This window comes from Flavobacterium sp. LC2016-12 (assembly GCF_015351595.1).
In the GTDB taxonomy this organism is placed as follows: Bacteria; Bacteroidota; Bacteroidia; order Flavobacteriales; family Flavobacteriaceae; genus Flavobacterium.
In genome coordinates this window covers 126,224-145,097 of the sequence record NZ_JADKPT010000011.1, presented here as the reverse complement: position 1 = coordinate 145,097, position 18,874 = coordinate 126,224, and the positions used below count along the sequence as shown (strand labels likewise).

Annotated in this window: 14 protein-coding genes; 10 read left to right on the top strand and 4 right to left on the bottom strand. The window is 34.3% G+C overall.

Features of this window, described 5'->3' with window-relative positions:
- Positions 1-60 precede the first annotated feature (60 nt).
- Complete coding sequence (gene miaB, locus IRZ99_RS16585) at positions 61-1,506, bottom strand: tRNA (N6-isopentenyl adenosine(37)-C2)-methylthiotransferase MiaB (RefSeq protein WP_194658325.1); 1,446 nt, start codon at positions 1,504-1,506, stop codon at positions 61-63.
- 806 nt (positions 1,507-2,312) lie between these two features.
- Between miaB and topA the strand changes: the two genes are divergently transcribed.
- The 8 genes from topA (at position 2,313) to IRZ99_RS16545 (ending at position 13,349) form a co-directional block, all read left to right on the top strand.
- Positions 2,313-4,829 carry a type I DNA topoisomerase gene (topA, locus tag IRZ99_RS16580; protein WP_194658324.1) on the top strand — a complete coding sequence of 839 codons (2,517 nt, stop codon included), beginning with the start codon at positions 2,313-2,315 and terminating at the stop codon, positions 4,827-4,829.
- A 3-nt stretch (positions 4,830-4,832) separates the two neighbouring features.
- Positions 4,833-5,984: a formimidoylglutamase gene (locus tag IRZ99_RS16575; RefSeq protein WP_194658323.1), complete on the top strand. Its 1,152-nt coding sequence runs from the start codon at positions 4,833-4,835 to the stop codon at positions 5,982-5,984.
- A gap of 263 nt (positions 5,985-6,247) precedes the next feature.
- Positions 6,248-7,645 (top strand): gliding motility lipoprotein GldK, encoded by a 1,398-nt coding sequence (gene gldK, locus IRZ99_RS16570; protein WP_194658322.1) that lies wholly within the window; start codon positions 6,248-6,250, stop codon positions 7,643-7,645.
- A gap of 61 nt (positions 7,646-7,706) precedes the next feature.
- A complete protein-coding gene (gldL, locus tag IRZ99_RS16565) occupies positions 7,707-8,354 on the top strand; it encodes a gliding motility protein GldL (RefSeq protein WP_072975224.1) in 648 nt (215 codons plus the stop codon).
- A 52-nt stretch (positions 8,355-8,406) separates the two neighbouring features.
- Positions 8,407-9,945: a gliding motility protein GldM gene (gene gldM, locus IRZ99_RS16560; protein ID WP_194658321.1), complete on the top strand. Its 1,539-nt coding sequence runs from the start codon at positions 8,407-8,409 to the stop codon at positions 9,943-9,945.
- 45 nt (positions 9,946-9,990) lie between these two features.
- Entirely contained in the window at positions 9,991-10,980 is a 990-nt protein-coding gene (gldN, locus tag IRZ99_RS16555) for a gliding motility protein GldN (protein ID WP_194658354.1), read from the top strand.
- Positions 10,981-11,240: 260 nt separating this feature from the next.
- The gene (gldN, locus tag IRZ99_RS16550; RefSeq protein ID WP_194658353.1) at positions 11,241-12,224 is read left to right on the top strand and encodes a gliding motility protein GldN; all 984 of its coding nucleotides are present in this window, start codon (positions 11,241-11,243) and stop codon (positions 12,222-12,224) included.
- 75 nt (positions 12,225-12,299) lie between these two features.
- The gene (locus IRZ99_RS16545) at positions 12,300-13,349 is read left to right on the top strand and encodes an FAD-binding oxidoreductase (protein ID WP_194658320.1); all 1,050 of its coding nucleotides are present in this window, start codon (positions 12,300-12,302) and stop codon (positions 13,347-13,349) included.
- A gap of 2 nt (positions 13,350-13,351) precedes the next feature.
- Here the strand turns inward: IRZ99_RS16545 and IRZ99_RS16540 are convergent, their stop codons facing one another.
- Complete coding sequence (locus IRZ99_RS16540) at positions 13,352-13,735, bottom strand: DUF983 domain-containing protein (RefSeq protein ID WP_194658319.1); 384 nt, start codon at positions 13,733-13,735, stop codon at positions 13,352-13,354.
- Between the two features lie 66 nt (positions 13,736-13,801).
- On the opposite strand from IRZ99_RS16540, the gene IRZ99_RS16535 reads away from it, so the two are divergent.
- Positions 13,802-15,715 (top strand): ABC-F family ATP-binding cassette domain-containing protein, encoded by a 1,914-nt coding sequence (locus IRZ99_RS16535; RefSeq protein WP_194658318.1) that lies wholly within the window; start codon positions 13,802-13,804, stop codon positions 15,713-15,715.
- 80 nt (positions 15,716-15,795) lie between these two features.
- Here the strand turns inward: IRZ99_RS16535 and IRZ99_RS16530 are convergent, their stop codons facing one another.
- Positions 15,796-16,758, bottom strand: a complete 963-nt coding sequence (locus IRZ99_RS16530) for an App1 family protein (protein WP_194658317.1) — start codon at positions 16,756-16,758, stop codon at positions 15,796-15,798.
- A 62-nt stretch (positions 16,759-16,820) separates the two neighbouring features.
- On the opposite strand from IRZ99_RS16530, the gene IRZ99_RS16525 reads away from it, so the two are divergent.
- Positions 16,821-17,690 carry a diacylglycerol kinase family protein gene (locus tag IRZ99_RS16525; protein WP_194658316.1) on the top strand — a complete coding sequence of 290 codons (870 nt, stop codon included), beginning with the start codon at positions 16,821-16,823 and terminating at the stop codon, positions 17,688-17,690.
- Positions 17,691-17,725: 35 nt separating this feature from the next.
- Here the strand turns inward: IRZ99_RS16525 and IRZ99_RS16520 are convergent, their stop codons facing one another.
- Complete coding sequence (locus IRZ99_RS16520; RefSeq protein WP_194658315.1) at positions 17,726-18,871, bottom strand: GNAT family N-acetyltransferase; 1,146 nt, start codon at positions 18,869-18,871, stop codon at positions 17,726-17,728.
- Positions 18,872-18,874 lie beyond the last annotated feature (3 nt).

Genomic DNA, 18,874 nt, shown 5'->3' with positions numbered 1-18,874 from the left:
TTCAGGTTTCAAGCTTCAAGTTACGTAAAGAACCTGAAACTTGAAACCTGAAACTAATTTTTAGTTCATTTCAGAATAACCTACGGCTGTTCCTTTCAATGTTCCTGAAGTACAGCTTTCAATTTTTACATTTACGAAATCTCCAATTTTATAGTTTTCTTTTGGGAAAACAACCGTAATACTTTGAGAGTTTCTTCCTGAGAATTCTTCTTTTGATTTTTTCGAAACTTTCTCTACCAAAACCTCTACTACCTGTCCAACGTATTCTTCGCTTCTAAACCAGGCGTGTTTTTGTTGCAAGTCTACAATTTCCTGTAATCTTCGCGCTTTAGTTTCTTCAGGAACATCATCTTCCATTTTTCTTCCTGCCAAAGTTCCCGGGCGCTCAGAATACGAATACATATAACCGAAATTATATTTTACATATTCCATCAAGCTCATGGTATCCTGGTGATCTTCTTCAGTTTCTGTTGGGAATCCGGCAATCATATCCTGCGATATCGAAGCATTCGGAATAATAGTTCTGATTTTATCAATCAACGTCATGTATTCTTCACGACTGTGCAGACGATTCATTTCTTTTAAAATTCTGTTGCTTCCAGATTGAACCGGTAAGTGAATGTGTTTACAGATATTTGGATATTTCGCAATAACATGTAAAACACTTTCGTGCATATCCTGCGGATTCGAAGTCGAAAATCGGATACGCATTTTTGGGAAACCAACCGCAACCATTTCCAGTAATTGATCAAAGTCAACTGCAGTTGCTTTTTGCATTTCTGAAGCGTTTACAAAATCTTTTTTCAGACCGCCGCCGTACCAAAGGTAACTGTCAACGTTTTGTCCTAAAAGTGTAATTTCTTTAAAGCCTTTATCCCACAAATCCTGAATTTCAGTCATAATACTTTGCGGTTCACGGCTACGCTCACGTCCACGTGTAAAAGGTACTACGCAAAACGTACACATATTATCACAACCACGTGTGATTGAAACCAAAGCCGTAATTCCGTTGCTCATCAAACGAACCGGTGAAATATCTCCGTAGGTTTCCTCTTTCGATAAAATTACATTGATGGCGTCGCGGCCTTCTTCAACTTCTGCCAATAAATTCGGCAAATCTTTGTAAGCATCAGGTCCAACAACAAGATCGACTATTTTTTCCTCCTCCAGAAACTGACTTTTCAAACGCTCGGCCATACAGCCCAAAACGCCTACTTTCATTTTCGGGTTAATACGTTTTACCGCATTATATTTTTCCAGACGCTTACGAATAGTTTGCTCCGCCTTATCTCGAATCGAGCAGGTGTTAACCAAAACTAAATCAGCATCTTCAAGGGTTTGTGTAGTGTTATATCCGTTTATCGATAAAATAGAAGCTACAACTTCACTGTCCGAAAAATTCATCGCACAACCGTAACTTTCTATAAAAAGTTTTTTTGTATTCTCAGGTTTATTCTCCAAAACAAGACTTTCGCCCTGCTTGCTTTCTTCAATAATCTTTTCCATTGTATAATTTCAAAGTGCAAAGATAACGCAAAAGGTATAAATATGACAAGATGGCAGAGAAAAGATTTTAGATTTTAGAGTTAACATTTTAGATCTACCTGTAGGAGCCGTAAAAGATCTTTTTTAATGTAAGTAAGGAATTTAAAATATTAACCAGAAGATTAAAACTCAAAGTTATTCTCAAAGCTTTGTGAACTTCCTCTGAAACTTTTCAGCTTAAATAAAACTTAGCGAACTTTGTGTAAATCTTTGTAGACTTTGTGGTTGAATTTTTATTTAAGAAGCTATTCCAGCTTTCCGTTTCAAGTCCTCATAAAACAAGCTATTTTTCTAAGCCATAAAACGAGCTTCCTCCGGTCGCTGTTTTCTGGCAAGAAAAATTAGCTTTTTTTATTCCGGGCTTTACACTGCAATCTGGGCTAGAAATAACCCTAAAATCTAAGATGTATATCTGTAAATTAAAGGTAAAAATCATCTCAAAGCTTTGTGAAATTCCTCTGAAATTTTTCAGTTTAACTAAAGCTTGGCAACCTTTGCGTAAACCCTTGCGACCTTTGCGGTTAAATTTAGTGCACGAAATACATGTAGATTAAATAATCTAAAATCTAAAGTCTGAAATCTAAAATTCTATAGAAAAGCACATTCTTGATACATAATCCATTTAAAATTATACCTATATATATAATAGGTGAGATTACAGATAAATCTGCAATTTTTAGAAACATAATATCAAAATAACTCAAAAATGCATTATCAAGGCTGATATTTAAAAAAAACTTCTACTTTTGTTGCAGAAAAATAGATCAATGGCAAAGAATTTAGTAATAGTGGAATCACCTGCAAAGGCGAAAACGATAGAGAAATTTCTAGGAAGTGATTTTCAGGTGGAGTCAAGTTATGGACATATAGCCGACTTACCATCAAAGGAAATAGGAGTAGATGTAGAGAATGGATTTAAACCTAAATACGAAGTTTCTCCTGATAAAAAAGCCCTGGTAAGTAAACTAAAAACACTATCTAAAAATGCCGAAATGGTTTGGTTAGCAAGTGATGAGGACCGCGAAGGAGAAGCCATCTCATGGCACTTGGCGGAAGAATTAAAACTAGATACTAAAAAAACCAAAAGAATTGTTTTTCACGAAATTACCAAATCAGCGATTCTTAAAGCAATTGACAATCCAAGAGAAATTGATTATAACTTAGTAAACGCACAACAGGCTCGTCGTGTTTTAGATCGTTTAGTAGGTTACGAATTGTCTCCGGTTTTATGGAGAAAAATTAAAGGCGGACTTTCTGCCGGACGTGTGCAATCAGTTTCTGTTCGTTTGATTGTAGAAAGAGAACGCGAAATCCAAAATTTTAATGCAGTTGCCAGTTATTCAATTGTAGCAGAATTTGTGAATGAAGCAGGAAAAGCTTTCAAAGCTAAATTGCCAAAAAATTTCAATACTAAAAAAGAAGCCGAAGATTTCTTAAAACAAAACATCGGATCTAAATATAAGGTAGCCGATTTAGAAACTAAACCTACCAAAAAATCTCCAACAGCACCTTTTACAACTTCTACACTTCAACAGGAAGCTGCCAGAAAATTGTATTTGCCAGTAGGAATCACCATGCAACTTGCACAACGTTTATACGAGGCCGGACTTATTACTTATATGAGAACGGATAGTGTGAATCTTTCTAAAGACGCAATGGATGCTGCTGAAGCTGAAATCATAAAATCATACGGAAAAGAGTTTTCGAAACCGAGAACTTTCGCTAACAAAAGCAAAGGGGCACAAGAAGCACACGAAGCCATTCGTCCAACTGATATGTCGCGCCACACGGTAAACATTGACCGCGATCAGGCTCGTTTGTATGATTTGATCTGGAAAAGAACTTTAGCATCTCAAATGAGCGATGCTCAATTAGAAAGAACAAACGTAAAAATTGAAGCGAATAATCACAGTGAAATTTTTACAGCTTCAGGAGAAGTTTTACTTTTTGAAGGTTTCCTTAAAGTATATCTTGAAGGACATGATGATGATGAGGAAGAACAAGAAGGAATGTTGCCAGCCTTAAAAGTAAACGAAAAGCTAGCTAACAATTATATTACAGCTACAGAAAGATATTCAAGACCACCTGCACGTTATACAGAGGCTTCGTTGGTGAAAAAATTAGAAGAATTAGGAATTGGTCGTCCGTCTACGTACGCACCAACTATTTCGACTATCATCAACAGAAACTATGTTGAAAAAGGAACATTGGAAGGTCAGGAACGTAATTATACACAACTTACTTTACAAGCTGATAAAGTAGGAGAGAAGTTGCTGAAAGAAAACACAGGTTCTGATAAAGGAAAATTAGTTCCTACAGATATCGGAACAATCGTTACTGATTTCCTTGTTAAGAATTTCGGAAATATCCTTGATTATAATTTTACAGCAAAAGTAGAACAGGATTTTGACGAAATCGCAGAAGGAAATATTGACTGGGCAACCATGATGCAGGAATTCTATGATAAGTTTCATCCAAATGTTAAAGATGTTGAAGCAAATGCTGAAAGAGAAAGCGGTGAAAGAATTCTGGGTAAAGATGCAGATGGAAGACAAGTCTCTGTTCGTTTAGGAAAATTTGGTCCGATGGCTCAAATTGGAGAAGCAGATGATGAAGACAAAAAGTTTGCCAGTTTAATGGCCGATCAAAATATTGGAAATATTACTTTAGAAGATGCTTTGAATTTATTTTTATTACCTAAAAATTTAGGAGAATATAAAGGAGAAGAAGTGGAAGTAAGTAATGGGCGTTACGGACCTTATGTGCGTCATGGAAGCGTTTTTATTTCATTACCAAGAGGCGAAGATCCATTGGCGGTTACAAAAGAAAGAGCTCAGGAGTTAATTGATGAAAAAGCACTTGCTGATGCACCAATTGCAGTTTACAAAGGAGAAGCAGTTCAAAAAGGTGTGGGGCGTTTTGGTCCGTTCATCAAATGGAATGGTCTTTTTGTAAACGTGAGCAAAAAATACAATTTTGATAATTTATCACAAGCGGATGTTGAGGAGTTGATTGAAGATAAATTACAAAAAAACATTGATAAAGTGCTTCACAATTGGGAAGACGAAGGGATTCTGGTTGAAAAAGCACGTTGGGGTCGTTCTGTTATTACAAAAGGAAAGATCAAAATTGAATTAAGTAAAGATGTTGATGCAACGAAATTAACATTGGCTGAAGTTCAGGAAATGATCGCCAAAAAGACTCCGGCAAAGAAAACACCAGCAAAAAAAGCAACAACAGCAAAGAAAGCTCCAGCTAAAAAACCAGCTGCTAAAAAGAAATAATAAATGGAATTTGATTTTCTAGAACCAGTTAACGACGGAATTGTTCAATTCATTAGTTCGTTGTCTTCACAAGAATTGGGTAGTAAGATTGTCTTGCATACTCAGGATCAATTCCCTGATATTAGCAAGGTGCAGATAGCTGTAGTAGGTGTTTTAGAAGATCGCAGGAATATCAATATGGTTAATGAAGTTAACCTGACCGCTGTTCGTAAAAAGCTGTATAGTATGTTTCCAGGTAACTGGGATGCTTCTATTGCTGATTTGGGCGATATCCTTGCGGGAGATTCTGTAGAGGATACTTACTTCGCATTAAAAAAGGTGACTGCCGCTTTAATCAAGAATAAAGTGATTCCTATAGTCCTGGGAGGTTCGCAGGATTTAACCTATGCTTTGTATCGTGCGTACGATGATTTGGAGCAAATGGTAAACATGGTTGCTGTTGATAATCGATTTGATTTTGGTAAAGAAAATGAAACAGTTTCTGCTAATTCATATTTGACTAAAATCATTATAGATGAGCCAAATAACCTGTTTAACTATTGTAATATTGGATATCAAACTTATTACAACTCGCAGGAAGAAATTGATTTAATTGAAAAGTTGTTCTTTGATGCCTATCGTTTAGGTGAGATTTCAAATAAGATTGCTTTGGCAGAGCCTGTTTTTAGAGATGCCGATTTGGTGAGTATTGATTTGAATTCGGTAAAGTCTTCAGCTTCAGGAAATACTGTTGCTTTTGAGCCCAATGGTTTCAACGGAAAAGAGATTTGTTCTTTAGCAAGATATGCAGGAATTAGTGATAAAGTTTCATCATTTGGAGTTTTTAATCACAATAGTACAGTACATGAATCTGCAATGATTGCTCAGATTGTCTGGTATTTTATAGAAGGGTATCACTATCGTTCTAAAGAATATCCTTTTGGCAGCAGAACGAACTATTTGAAATACATTGTGCCACTTGAAGATGAAGAGTTGATTTTTTACAAAAGTGACAAAACAGACCGTTGGTGGATCGAAATTCCTTTTGTGTCGAATGGAAACAATAAATTGAAAAGAAATACGTTATTACCGTGTTCATACGACGAATATTTGTGCGCTTGTAATCAAGAATTGCCAGAAAGATGGTGGAAAGCACAGCGAAAAAATGCTTTATAAAAGATAATTTTAATAAAAATCTTAAATTTTTAAAATTATCAAAAATAATTTAAGATAATTTAGTAAGAAAATATTTATATAGTTTAAAATTTAACGTTTTACGTCGATTTTTTATGTTAGTTTGTCGATAAAATATTTTTTTTTTATTTTATTTAACATTATTTTTGAACGGTAAAATAAATTTCGCAACTAGTATTGTTTTTTAGATAAATAATAAATACGTTTACGGACTTATAATAATGAATAGATAATCCCAAATTTATATGAAGAAGTTTTTTGCATTTGCAGCAATATTAACACTAGTAATCGGCTGTGGTAAGTCAGGTGACAAAGGTGAGTTAGTTGGTGTTACAGGAGGGAAATGGCATCCTGAGAAACCTTATGGAATGACATTAGTTCCAGGTGGATCCTTTATTATGGGTAAATCAGATGCTGATTTAGCTAATGTAGAAGACGCTCCAACTAAAACGGTAACAGTTCGTTCATTTTATATGGATGAAACTGAGATCACAAATAGCGAGTATCGTCAGTTTGTGGAGTGGGTAAAAGACTCTACAATGAGAGTTCGTTTGGCTATTTTGGCTGATGAAACAGGACAAAAAGCTACTGGTGATAAAGGTAGTAAAGGCGGTAGTATCGCTGATTATGCATTTAACGATTCTGAGCCGGATAAAATGACGGCTTATGATAAATATATGTATGATAACTACTATAGTGTAGGAACGAAAGATGATCCGTATGCTGGTAGAAAACTAAACAAAAAAGTTAAGTTAATTAAAGATACAAAAGCTTATCCGGATGAGTATTACACTGAAGTAATGGATTCTATGTATTTGCCAATTGAAGAATCATACAATGGTTTGAGAACAATTGATGTAAATAAATTGAAATTCCGTTATTCTTGGATGGATATTCAGGCTGCTGCAAAAGCTAAAGTTGGAAAAAGAAAAGACTTCGTTAAAACAGAACAAGTTAGTGTGTACCCTGATACAACAGTTTGGATTAAGGATTTCGCATATTCATACAATGAGCCAATGCATAATGATTATTTCTGGCACAAAGCTTACGGAGATTATCCTGTAGTGGGTGTGACTTGGAAACAAGCTAAAGCTTTCTGTGCATGGAGAACTTTAAACAAAAACAGTTACATTAAATCTAAGAAAAAAGGACGTGACTTAGTAAATGCTTTCAGATTACCTACAGAAGCAGAATGGGAGTATGCTGCAAGAGGAGGTCTGGAGTCTGCAACTTACCCATGGGGAGGTCCTTACACTAAGAGTGACAGAGGATGTTTCTTAGCAAACTTCAAACCAAGCAGAGGAGATTATGCTGCTGATGAGGCTTTGTATACAGTAGAAGCTAAATCTTACGATGTAAACGGTTACGGATTGTACAACATGGCAGGAAACGTTTCAGAGTGGACAGATTCAGCTTACAATCCAAATGCATATGAATATGTTTCAACGATGAATCCAAACGTTATCGATGGAAACAATCAAAGAAAAGTAGTTCGTGGTGGATCTTGGAAAGACGTTGCTTATTTCCTACAGGTAAGTACACGTGATCACGAATATGCTGACTCTGCAAGAAGTTATATTGGTTTCAGAACTGTACAAGATTACATGGGGACTCAGGTAACAGGAGGCAAAAAGAAAAAGTAAATTATAATTAAATTCAATAACCAAATCAAATCTATTTTATTAAAACCTAAAAAAAAGTATTATGGCATTATTAAGTAAAAAAGCAATGAATTTCGCTTATGGTATGGGAGCGGCAGTAGTAATCATTGGAGCATTATTCAAAATTACACACTTTGAAATCGGACCGTTAACAGGAACGTTGATGCTTTCAATTGGATTAGTAACTGAGGCGTTAATCTTTGCTCTTTCTGCTTTCGAACCAGTAGATGAAGAATTAGACTGGACTCTTGTTTACCCGGAATTAGCTAATGGTCAGGCTAGAAAAAAAGCTGACAAAGTAGAGACTCCAACTGACGCCCAAGGATTGTTGTCTCAAAAATTAGATGCTATGTTGAAAGAAGCTAAAATTGACGGTGAATTAATGTCAAGCTTAGGAAATTCAATCAAAAACTTCGAAGGAGCTGCAAAAGCTATTTCTCCAACAGTAGATTCTATTGCAGGACAAAAGAAATATGCTGAAGAAATGTCTATGGCTGCTGCACAAATGGAGTCATTAAACAGCTTATACAAAGTACAATTAGAAAGTGCTTCAAGAAATGCACAAGCAAACAGCGAAATTGCTGAAAATGCTTCTAAATTAAAAGAACAAATGCAATCAATGACTGCAAACATTGCTTCTTTAAACAGTGTTTATGGTGGTATGCTTTCTGCAATGAGTAACAAAGGATAATTAGTTTTTAACTATTATATTAAATTTATTAATAAGAACTAATTAGAAAAAAATGGCAGGAGGAAAATTAACCCCTAGACAGAAGATGATTAACCTGATGTACCTGGTTTTCATCGCAATGTTAGCAATGAATATGTCCAAAGAAGTTTTATCTGCTTTTGGATTAATGAATGAAAAATTTGAAAGCGCTAACACTTCTTCTGAACAATCAAATGCTGGTTTATTGATGTCTTTAGATCAAAAAGCGGCTGAAGCAAAAGGAGAATTCGCTATCGCTGCAGTTACTGCTCATAAAGTTGAAACAGCTTCAAAAGAATTTTACGCATACATCGGATCTTTAAAAGGTGATGTTTTAAAAGGATTTGAATCTGATAAAGAAACTGGTAAATTACCTTACGAGTCTATGGACAAAGGTGATAATATCGACAACTGGTTTACTGGAGAAGGATATACTGCAAAAGGAAATGAAATCATTTCTAAAATTGAAGCATACAAAGCTGCTATGAAAGCTGCTTTAGCAGATAAAAAATATGCTGCTATTGTTGCTGAGATTGAAAAGAAATTTGATGTTTCTGATGTAAAAAACAAAGAAGGTTTAAAAGATAAGTATTTAGCTTACCACTTCAAAGGTTTCCCTGCAGTTGCTTCATTAGCTAAACTTTCAGCTTGGCAAAATGATGTTCAAAAAGCGGAATCTGATGTATATAGTGCTGCTTTAGGAAAAGCTGCGGTTGCTGCTGCTTCTTATAGCAATTATCAGGCAATTGTTGTTTTAGACAAAAATGCTTACTTCCAAGGAGAAAAAGTTACAGGTAAGGTAGTTTTAGGTCGTTATGACGAAAACACTAAACCAACTTCTTTCCAGGGTCCTGGACAAATCGTTAACGGACAAGCTGTTATTTCATTAACTGCTGGTGGTGTTGGAGAACAGGATATCAATGGACAATTTACTTTCTTAGAGGATGGAAAAAACATTCCTTTGAAATTTAAAGGAACATACGTTGTTGTACCAAAACCAAATTCAGCTACTATTTCTGCTGATAAAATGAATGTTGTTTATAGAGGTGTTGTTAACCCAATCTCTGTATCATTCGCTGGTGTTGATGCTAACAAAATTGTTGCAAGTGCTCCAGGTTTAGCTTCTGCTGGAAAACCTGGTAAGTATAACATGAGCCCTGGTTCAGGTACTGAAACTACAATTTCAGTTACAGGAACTTTACCAAACGGTGATAAAGTTACAGATAAGAAATCATTCAGAATTAAAGGTATTCCTGGTCCAACAGGTACAATTAGAGGTGAAATGGGTGTTGTTAAAGGACCTAAATCTAACTTAGAGATTGCTACTATTGGTGCTAAATTACTTGATTTTGATTTTGAAGTTGGTTTAGATGTTGTTGGATTTAACCTGAAAATTGCTGGACAACCTACAGTTGTTGTTAACGGTAACAGATTAAACGCACAATGTAAATCAGTTCTTTCTAAAGCTGGAAGAGGAGATCAGGTTACTATTTCTGAAATTAAAACTAAACTTGTTGGAGCTGGTAGTTATTTATTGCCACGTACTGCTCCGGTAATTTACGAAATACAATAATATAAGTAGGTAAAACTACGTTCAATATCTTATAATGATATCATGATGAAAGTAAGAAATTTTTTAATAGCTATAGTTTCTATCGCAGGCGGTTTCGCTTCTAATGCGCAATCGAATTTGCTTAATGCAAAAACACCAGATCAGATAGGACTTAAGACTCCTGCACAACTTATCTCAGACAACGATAAGCCATTGGCTTATGGTTATGTAGATGATAGAGATGTCTTGATGGGAAAAACAACTTGGGAGATCATTGATTTGAATGAAAAAATCAACTTTCCATTATATTTTCCAGTAGATACAGCTAATATTGGTTCTGATAGACGTTCTCTTTACGATGTTTTGACGAAAGCCATCAAAAGTGGTAAGGTAACTGAAATTTATACTGACAGTTATTTCAATACTAAAAAATCTATGAAAGACATCGAAGGATCATTATCTCGTATTGATACAACTGATGCTGGTAGAGAACTTATCAACCAATACCCAGATGACTACAAAACTCACGTTGTGAAGAAAAAAGTAGTTACTGGTACTGGTAAAAAGAAAGTGGTAACTTATGTTGACGAGACAGTAGGAGCTTCAAGAACAGTTCCTTCGGAATATATTCTTAAGCAAGATTTAACTGCTCAGGACGTTACACAATATAAAATTAAAGGATACTGGTATTTTGACAAACGTCAAAGTGAATTGAAATATCGTTTACTTGGAATTTGTCCAGTTACTCCTGACGTTTATACGATGAACAGTGATGAGAAGGATTATATAGAGTTATTTTGGGTTTTCTTCCCGAATGCTAGAGAAGCATTACATGAAGCAAAAGCTTTTAACGACAATAATTCAGCATTGCCAATTTCATTCGATCAGATCTTAAATTCAAGACGTTTTAATGCAGTAATCTATAAAGAAGAAAACTTGTACGGAGATCGTGAGATCAAAGAATACATGAAAGATAATGCACAAAACCAATTGTTAGAATCTGAAAGAGTAAAAGAGAAGATTCGTAATTTCGAACAAGATATGTGGAACTACTAAGTATCTATATTACAATATAATAAAAACTCTTACTACCTTTGTAGTAAGAGTTTTTTTATTTTATCAATTTTGCTTTGAACTATTTGTAAGAGGATAGAAAGTTTAGTTTGTCGATTGAGTTTAATTTAGAAATTAAGTAATTTCTTGTTGGACTTTACTCTTGAAAGCTATTCATCTGTTCTTGAATTTATTTTTTGTAGGAAAAATACAATAAAATAATTAAAACTTCGTTGAGTCAATTATAAATAATTTATATGATGATGAAGATGAAAAGTTTTTTGTTGCCTATTGTTTTTATGGTATGCGTTACCGCGAGCTCGCAATCTAATTTGCTGAATGCAAAAACAGCTGATCAAATAGGTAAAAAGCCTCCTGCCCGGTTAATATATGATAACGATAAACCATTAGCTTATGGGTATGTTAATGACAGAGATGTTTTGATGGGAAAAACAACCTGGGAGATTATTGACTTAAATGAGAAAATCAATTTTCCATTATATTTTCCTGTAGATACTGCTAACATGGGTCCGGACAGGCGTTCTCTTTACGATGTTTTGGCCAAAGCGATTAGGAGTGGAAGAATAACTGAAGTTTATACAGACGGTTATTTCAATACTAAAAAATCGATAAAAGACATACAGGGATCGTTATCGCGTATTGATACCACAGATGCCGGTAGAGAATTAATTAACCAATACCCGGATGACTACAAAACCCGTGTTGTAAAGAAAAAAGTAGTTACGGGTACAGGTAAAAAGAAAGTGGTAACTTATGTTGATGAGACAGTTGGAGCTACAAGAACAGTTCCTTCTGAGTATATACTGAAGCAGGATTTAACAGCTCAGGATGTTACACAATACAAAATTAAAGGATACTGGTATTTTGATAAACGTCAAAGTGAATTGAAGTATCGTCTAATAGGTATTTGTCCTGTGACCCCTGATGTGTATACAATGAACAGTGACGAGAAAGATTATATCGAGTTATTTTGGGTTTTCTTTCCTAATGCAAGGGATGTTTTACATGAGGCAAAAGCTTTCATTGAGAATTCTGCAGCCAATATTTCATTTGACCAAATCCTAAATTCCAGACGTTTTAATTCGGTTATTTATAGAGAGGAAAATGTCTATGGAGATCGTGACATAAAAGATTATATTAAAGATGATGCCCAAAGTCAGTTATTAGAATCTGAGAGAGTAAAAGAGAAGATTCGTAATTTCGAACAGGATATGTGGAACTACTAAGTGACTAAATTACATTATAACAAAAACTCTTAGTACTTTTGTAGTAAGAGTTTTTTTATTTTTTACCTATACTGCATGTTAGATTATATAATTGTCGGATCTGGATTAGCCGGGATTTCTTTTGTTGAAATTGCCCTTAAAAACAACAAATCTATTTTAGTGGTAGATGACAAATCTCAAATATCATCCAGGGTCGCTGGCGGATTATATAATCCTGTTATTTTAAAACGCTTTAGTGAAGTTTGGAAAGCAGAAGAACAATTGGTTTTAATGGAAGATTTTTACAATCAGATTGAAGCTAAGCTGCAAACTAAAGTAAATTTTAAACTTCCTATTCTAAGAAAATTTTTCTCCATTGAAGAACAGAATAACTGGTTTGCAGCTTCAGATAAACCGCTGTTAGCTCCGTTTCTTTCGACTAAATTAATCTTCAAAAAGTATTTCGGAATAGATTCTCCTTTCGACTATGGGGAAGTTTTGCATACAGGTTATGTTGATACATCACTTTTACTGGATAAGTATCAGGCGTATTTAATAGAAAAAAAACTATTGCTGCAGGAATCATTTCAATATGATACTTTGTTTGTTAACGATGATTTTGTTGAATACAAAGACATCAAAGCTAAACATATAATATTTGCAGAAGGTTTTGGTTTACATGCAAATCCATTTTTTCAGGATTTGCCGTTAGATGGCACCAAAGGAGAACTCTTTATTATAAAAGCACCGGAACTAGATTTAGATGTAATTGTGAACACCAGCGTCTTTATTTTGCCTTTAGGGAATCATTTGTTTAAAGTAGGCGCAACATACAATTGGAAAGACAAAACTGATAATCCAACGGAAGAAGGAAAAGCCGAATTAGTTGAACGTATTGAGGAAATTATCAATTGCGATTTCGACATTGTTTCTCATTTTGGGGGAGTAAGGCCAACCGTTCGTGATAGAAGGCCTATAATAGGGACACATGATAAATACAGCCCGTTACATTTGTTAAATGGCTTAGGTACCCGTGGCGTAATGCTCGGGCCAGCAATGGCAAAGGACTTATTCGATTATATAGAAAACAACAAAGCTTTAGATCCTACAATAGACATTCAGCGTTTCTATAAAAAAAGAAAATAGGATTATTTTTTTCCGGCCTTTGGATCGTACGAAACAAACATATTAATATACAAGTTTCTTGAAAGGCGCAGAACAAAAGGAAATAATACAATTAGGGATATAACGATCGCTAAAAACGATTTCTCAATTGAAGCTCCAAAGAAAACAAAGGAAACAATAAAAGCTGCAATTCCTACAGCAACATTTAGCCCATAACTTACATACATTGCACCGTAAAAAAACGAAGGTTCGATTTGATATTTTAAACCGCAATGACTACAATTTTCGTTCATTTTGAGAACTTTAGTCAAATGAAGCGGATTTTTGTCCGAATACATGCTCTCATTTTGACATTTTGGACAACTTCCTGTTAAAATACTATTTAGTTTGGATCCTTTTTTTAACATTTGCAAAAAATTTAAACAAAGGTACATTTTTTAAACCTTTACTGCTCGTAACAATAGTCACAAATTATGCTTAATATACACAATCTTTCAGTTTCTTTTGGTGGAACATATTTATTTGAAGAAGTTACTTTTCGTTTAGGCGCCGGAGACCGAGTGGGTCTTGTTGGTAAAAACGGAGCGGGTAAGTCTACAATGCTTAAAATGTTAGCGGGAGATTTTGCTCCTGACTCTGGAGTTATTTCTCAGGAGAAAGATATTCGAATGGGATTTTTACGTCAGGATATCGATTTTGAACAAGGAAGAACTGTATTAGAAGAAGCTTATGAAGCTTTTACTGAAATCAAGATTGTAGAAAAAAAATTAGAAGAAATCAATCATCAATTGGTTACCAGAACCGATTATGAGAGTGAAGAATATAGCCAAATCATTGAAGATTTATCTGATTATACACATCGTTTTGATCTTCTTGGAGGTTATAATTATGTTGGAGATACAGAGAAAATTCTTTTGGGACTTGGTTTCAAAAGAGAAGTTTTCAATAACCAAACCGAAACATTTTCAGGAGGTTGGAGAATGCGTATCGAGTTGGCTAAATTGTTATTGCAGTCCAATGATGTATTGCTTCTGGATGAGCCAACCAACCACTTAGATATCGAAAGTATCATTTGGTTAGAGAGTTTCCTTCGTAATTATCCTGGTGTTGTTGTAATTGTATCGCACGATAAAATGTTCCTTGACAATGTTACGAATCGTACCATTGAAATTTCGTTAGGAAAAGCATACGATTTTAATAAGCCGTATTCTCAATATTTAGAATTGCGTCACGAAATTCGTGAAAAGCAATTGGCGACTCAAAAGAATCAGGCTAAGAAAATTGAAGAAACAGAAAAATTAATCGAGAAATTCCGTGCAAAAGCTTCTAAAGCTTCTATGGCGCAATCATTAATTAAAAAATTAGATAAAGTAGAACGAATTGAAGTTGATGAAGACGACAATTCGGTAATGAATATTTCTTTTCCAGTTTCAAAAGAACCTGGAAGAGTAGTGGTTGAAGCCGAACATGTAACAAAAGCATATGGCGATAAAGTTATTTTAAAAGACATTGATTTATTGGTAGAACGCGGAAGCAAAATTGCTTTTGTAGGTCAGAATGGTCAGGGAAAATCAACTTTTATTAAAGCCATCGTAAATGAATTTGAATATCAGGGTAACATCAAATTGGGCCACAATGTTCAATTAGGATATTTTGCTCAAAATCAGGCTGAATATCTTGATGGTGAAATTACTTTGCTTCAGACCATGGAAGATGCTGCAATGGATACGAACCGATCCAAAGTTCGTGACATGTTAGGGTCGTTTTTGTTCCGTGGTGACGATGTAGAGAAAAAGGTAAAAGTACTTTCCGGAGGTGAACGTAACCGTTTGGCACTTTGTAAGTTATTATTGCAGCCAATCAACGTTTTGCTGATGGATGAGCCTACGAATCACTTAGATATTAAATCTAAGAATGTATTGAAAGCGGCACTTCAAAAATTTGGTGGAACCTTATTATTAGTTTCTCACGACAGGGATTTCCTTCAGGGAATGTCGAATATCGTTTACGAATTCAAAGATCAAAAAATTAAAGAATATTTGGGTGATATCAACTATTTCTTGGAACAACGCAATCTTGAAAACATGCGTGAAGTTGAGAAAAAAGATGTTGCCAAAGCTGCTGCTCCAAAAGAGACAAACAAAGCATCGTACGAAGATCAGAAAAAAGGAAAAGCGCTTCAAAATCGTTTAAGCAAAGTTGAAAGTCAAATCAAACAACTGGAAAAAGACATTCAGCACGACGATAAAATGTTGGCTTCTAATTATGATAAACATATCGAAGACGCTTCATTTTTTACCGCATACAATAAAAAGAAAGCAGACTTGGATCAATTACTTTTAGATTGGGAAATCGTTCAGGAAGAAATTGATAATTTTAATGGTTAATTTTTAGTTTTCTTTGTTTCAAGTTTCAGGTTTCAAGTTTCAGGTTCTATCGTAACTTGAAACCTGAAACCTGAAACAAACTATTTAATAAGTCCAATAGATTTAGAATGCATAATCGCCTGACTGCTATCTTTAAAATAGCAAACAGAAACTTCTAAATTTTCTAAATTTTTCAGAATAGCCTTTGTAGATTTTTTTTGAAATTTACCGGTTTGTCTTATGTAAACCGCTTTTACGGTGACGGGGAATATTTTGCAGATTTGTTCGTATAAAAATGGATCGTGCTGAGAATCATCTCCCAGTAAAACATATTTAAGATTCGGATAAAATTCCAAAACATGTTTTATCTTATCAAATTTATGATTGTGATTGCCTCTTCCGCTCATGAAGAAATCAGTAATGCCACGTTTAATATCTTTTAATAAAATAACAGCTCTTGGCAACTTATGTATTTTGGTAAACTTTACAATAAACCGGTACAAATTCCATTCGCTGCTAGAGATGTAAAAAAAAGCATTTTCCTCTTCTTTATTATTTCTTCCAGCCGAACTCAAGGCCTGATAGTGCGGAACAACATCTTTAAAAACCTTTCTGTCATTTACATTTTTAAATAAAAGAATGTACATTTTTTTGAAGACATTTCTGGTATGTGAAATCAAAAAGGTATCATCAATGTCAGAGATAATTCCCAGATTTCCGGTGTGAGGCCTAATAAAACTGCCTACTGTCGTTATTATTTCCGATTTGTATTTTATGCTCACTTCATATTCCATCCATCCAAAATTAAATTCTTTTTCGAGCGGAATACAAAATTTAAAATAACCGTCGTCCAGCGTTTTGGTGTGGATTTCCAAATTGCCAAGTTTAAGATAAACATCAAAATTTTTGATTGTTTTTATTCTAAACTGATTAATTATAGAAGTAGCGTTTTTAAAATTTTTTTTCTGAAAATCATATTCATACGTTCTCTTAAATACATGCCCCATTACAATTAATTCTTGTTCATTGGCATAACCGCGATATAATTGTAGTATAGGTTTCATTAATTACGTATATTTATATATGTTGTAAATTAATTATTTTAATTGACTTTAAAAATAAAATTTTGAAAAAGAATATCATATTTGTAGTAAACCCTATATCCGGAGACCTTGATAAATCCGATTTAATTGAAGCCGTTCAGGAGTTTGCAACAACAAATCGTTTTGATCTGGAGGTTTATGAAACTACCGGTAAAAGTGATCAAAAAAATATACAAACGCTTTATAATCAATATAAACCGGAACGAATTATAGTTGCAGGTGGCGACGGAACCATAAAAATGGTGGCTGAGGCAATGGAAGAACACGATGTAATTATAGGAATCCTTCCAGCAGGTTCTGCAAACGGATTATCTGTTGATTTAAATTTACCAGCGACGATTGAAGAAAATCTGAAAATTGCTTTTTTGAATCGTTATATCGAAATGGATATGATTTGTATCAACGGCAAAAAAAGTATTCATTTAAGCGATATTGGTCTTAATGCCGATCTAGTAAAGAATTATGAAGAGGGCGATTTACGTGGAATATGGGGCTATGCGCTGCAAGCATTTACAACGCTAAAAGATTCTAATGAACCTTTTCTGGCCACGATTTCCGCAAATAATGAAACTGTCGAGCATACGGCAAGAATGATTGTAATTGCCAATTCTCAGAAGTACGGAACAGGTGTAATTATTAATCCGAATGGTGCTATGAACGATGGTAAATTTGAGTTGATCATTTTAAAAAACCTTGATTTGCTTTTAATTGGGAAAATTATAACTGGTAACATGCCAATTGATACAGATGACGTTGTAATTATCTCTACAGAGAAAGCTACTATAAAGACAGATTATCCGGTGAGTTTTCAAATTGATGGAGAATATTGCGGAGCGCAAACTGATTTAGAAATTCATATTCTGCACAAGCAGATGAAAATTGCCATTCCTTAAAATCTTTGTCAAAGTTTTAAACTTTGACAAAGTTACTATTTAAACGGATTACGTTCCTGCCAATCTGTTTTAGGTTCCAGATAATTAAAAAATCGGGCAATATTGTGATTGATTAAAGAATTGCTGTGTGTAATTAAACCATACATTTTTAAAGGTTTTGCACCAACAGAACTTTTGATTTCAAGTGCGGTTCGAGCGAAAACAATTTCTCTAAAACCTTTATTTATGGAGTAAGCAATCATGTCATAAAGCATATTTAAATATAACATTTTCTCGCGTTGAATACTTTCATCATAACCCAAAAAATAGGTGTCCATTATGGCTCCATTTTTAATTAAAGTGTTAAAGCCGATTAGTTTTCCATCTAAAAAATAACCATACAGTAAAAAATCATCTTTCATGATTTCCTTAAAGAAACTGAAATGATTTCTGGCTAAAAAGAAAGTATTAAAAGGAGCATTTTTTGCAACATGAAAATATAGATCATAAATGATGTCTTCGTATTTTAAAATATCATTTAAAGACATTTTCTGTTTTACAATTCCATCTGCTTTTTTGCGGGCACGTTTGTATTGATCACGATATTTCTTAGATAAAGCATCAATATAATCTTGTTCTGTTTTCCAGCTTTCATTGATTTCGAAAATCATATTGGGCTGTGTCGAAAACGTATAATTGTTTTTGAATTTGGCTTGCAGCGGTTTAATCTCTGTCTCAGTAAAATCTTTTATACTGGTAATATGCACTTTTTTGCCTTTCGCTTTCAACTCTTTTTTAAGCTGATTAATTGCTTTATGAAGTGTTGTAATTGCTTTTGTTAGCTTTATGTTTTTATCAAAAGCAAAAGCATTCTGACCTGTTAGCATATTATTACCAACAAATAAAACATGTGAAGCGAAGTTCTTAAAGGCAAAATTACGTACCGAAGTTTTTAGACACTGATCGCGATCACCAAAAGATTCTAGTTTTTCTGCAAACAAAAATTGGGTGATGGCAATTCCAACCAGTTTTGTTTCTTCAAAAATTCCTATGAAATGGCAAATCATATTTACCGGACACGAATTTTCAAGAACCGTAAGATATTCCCGCGTCAAAAAAATGTTATCAGATGTCAGCGAATTCCATTCCTGAGGCAGTAATGATGCGCTATTGTATATTTCGAAAGAATAAGTTGTAGTCAAAAG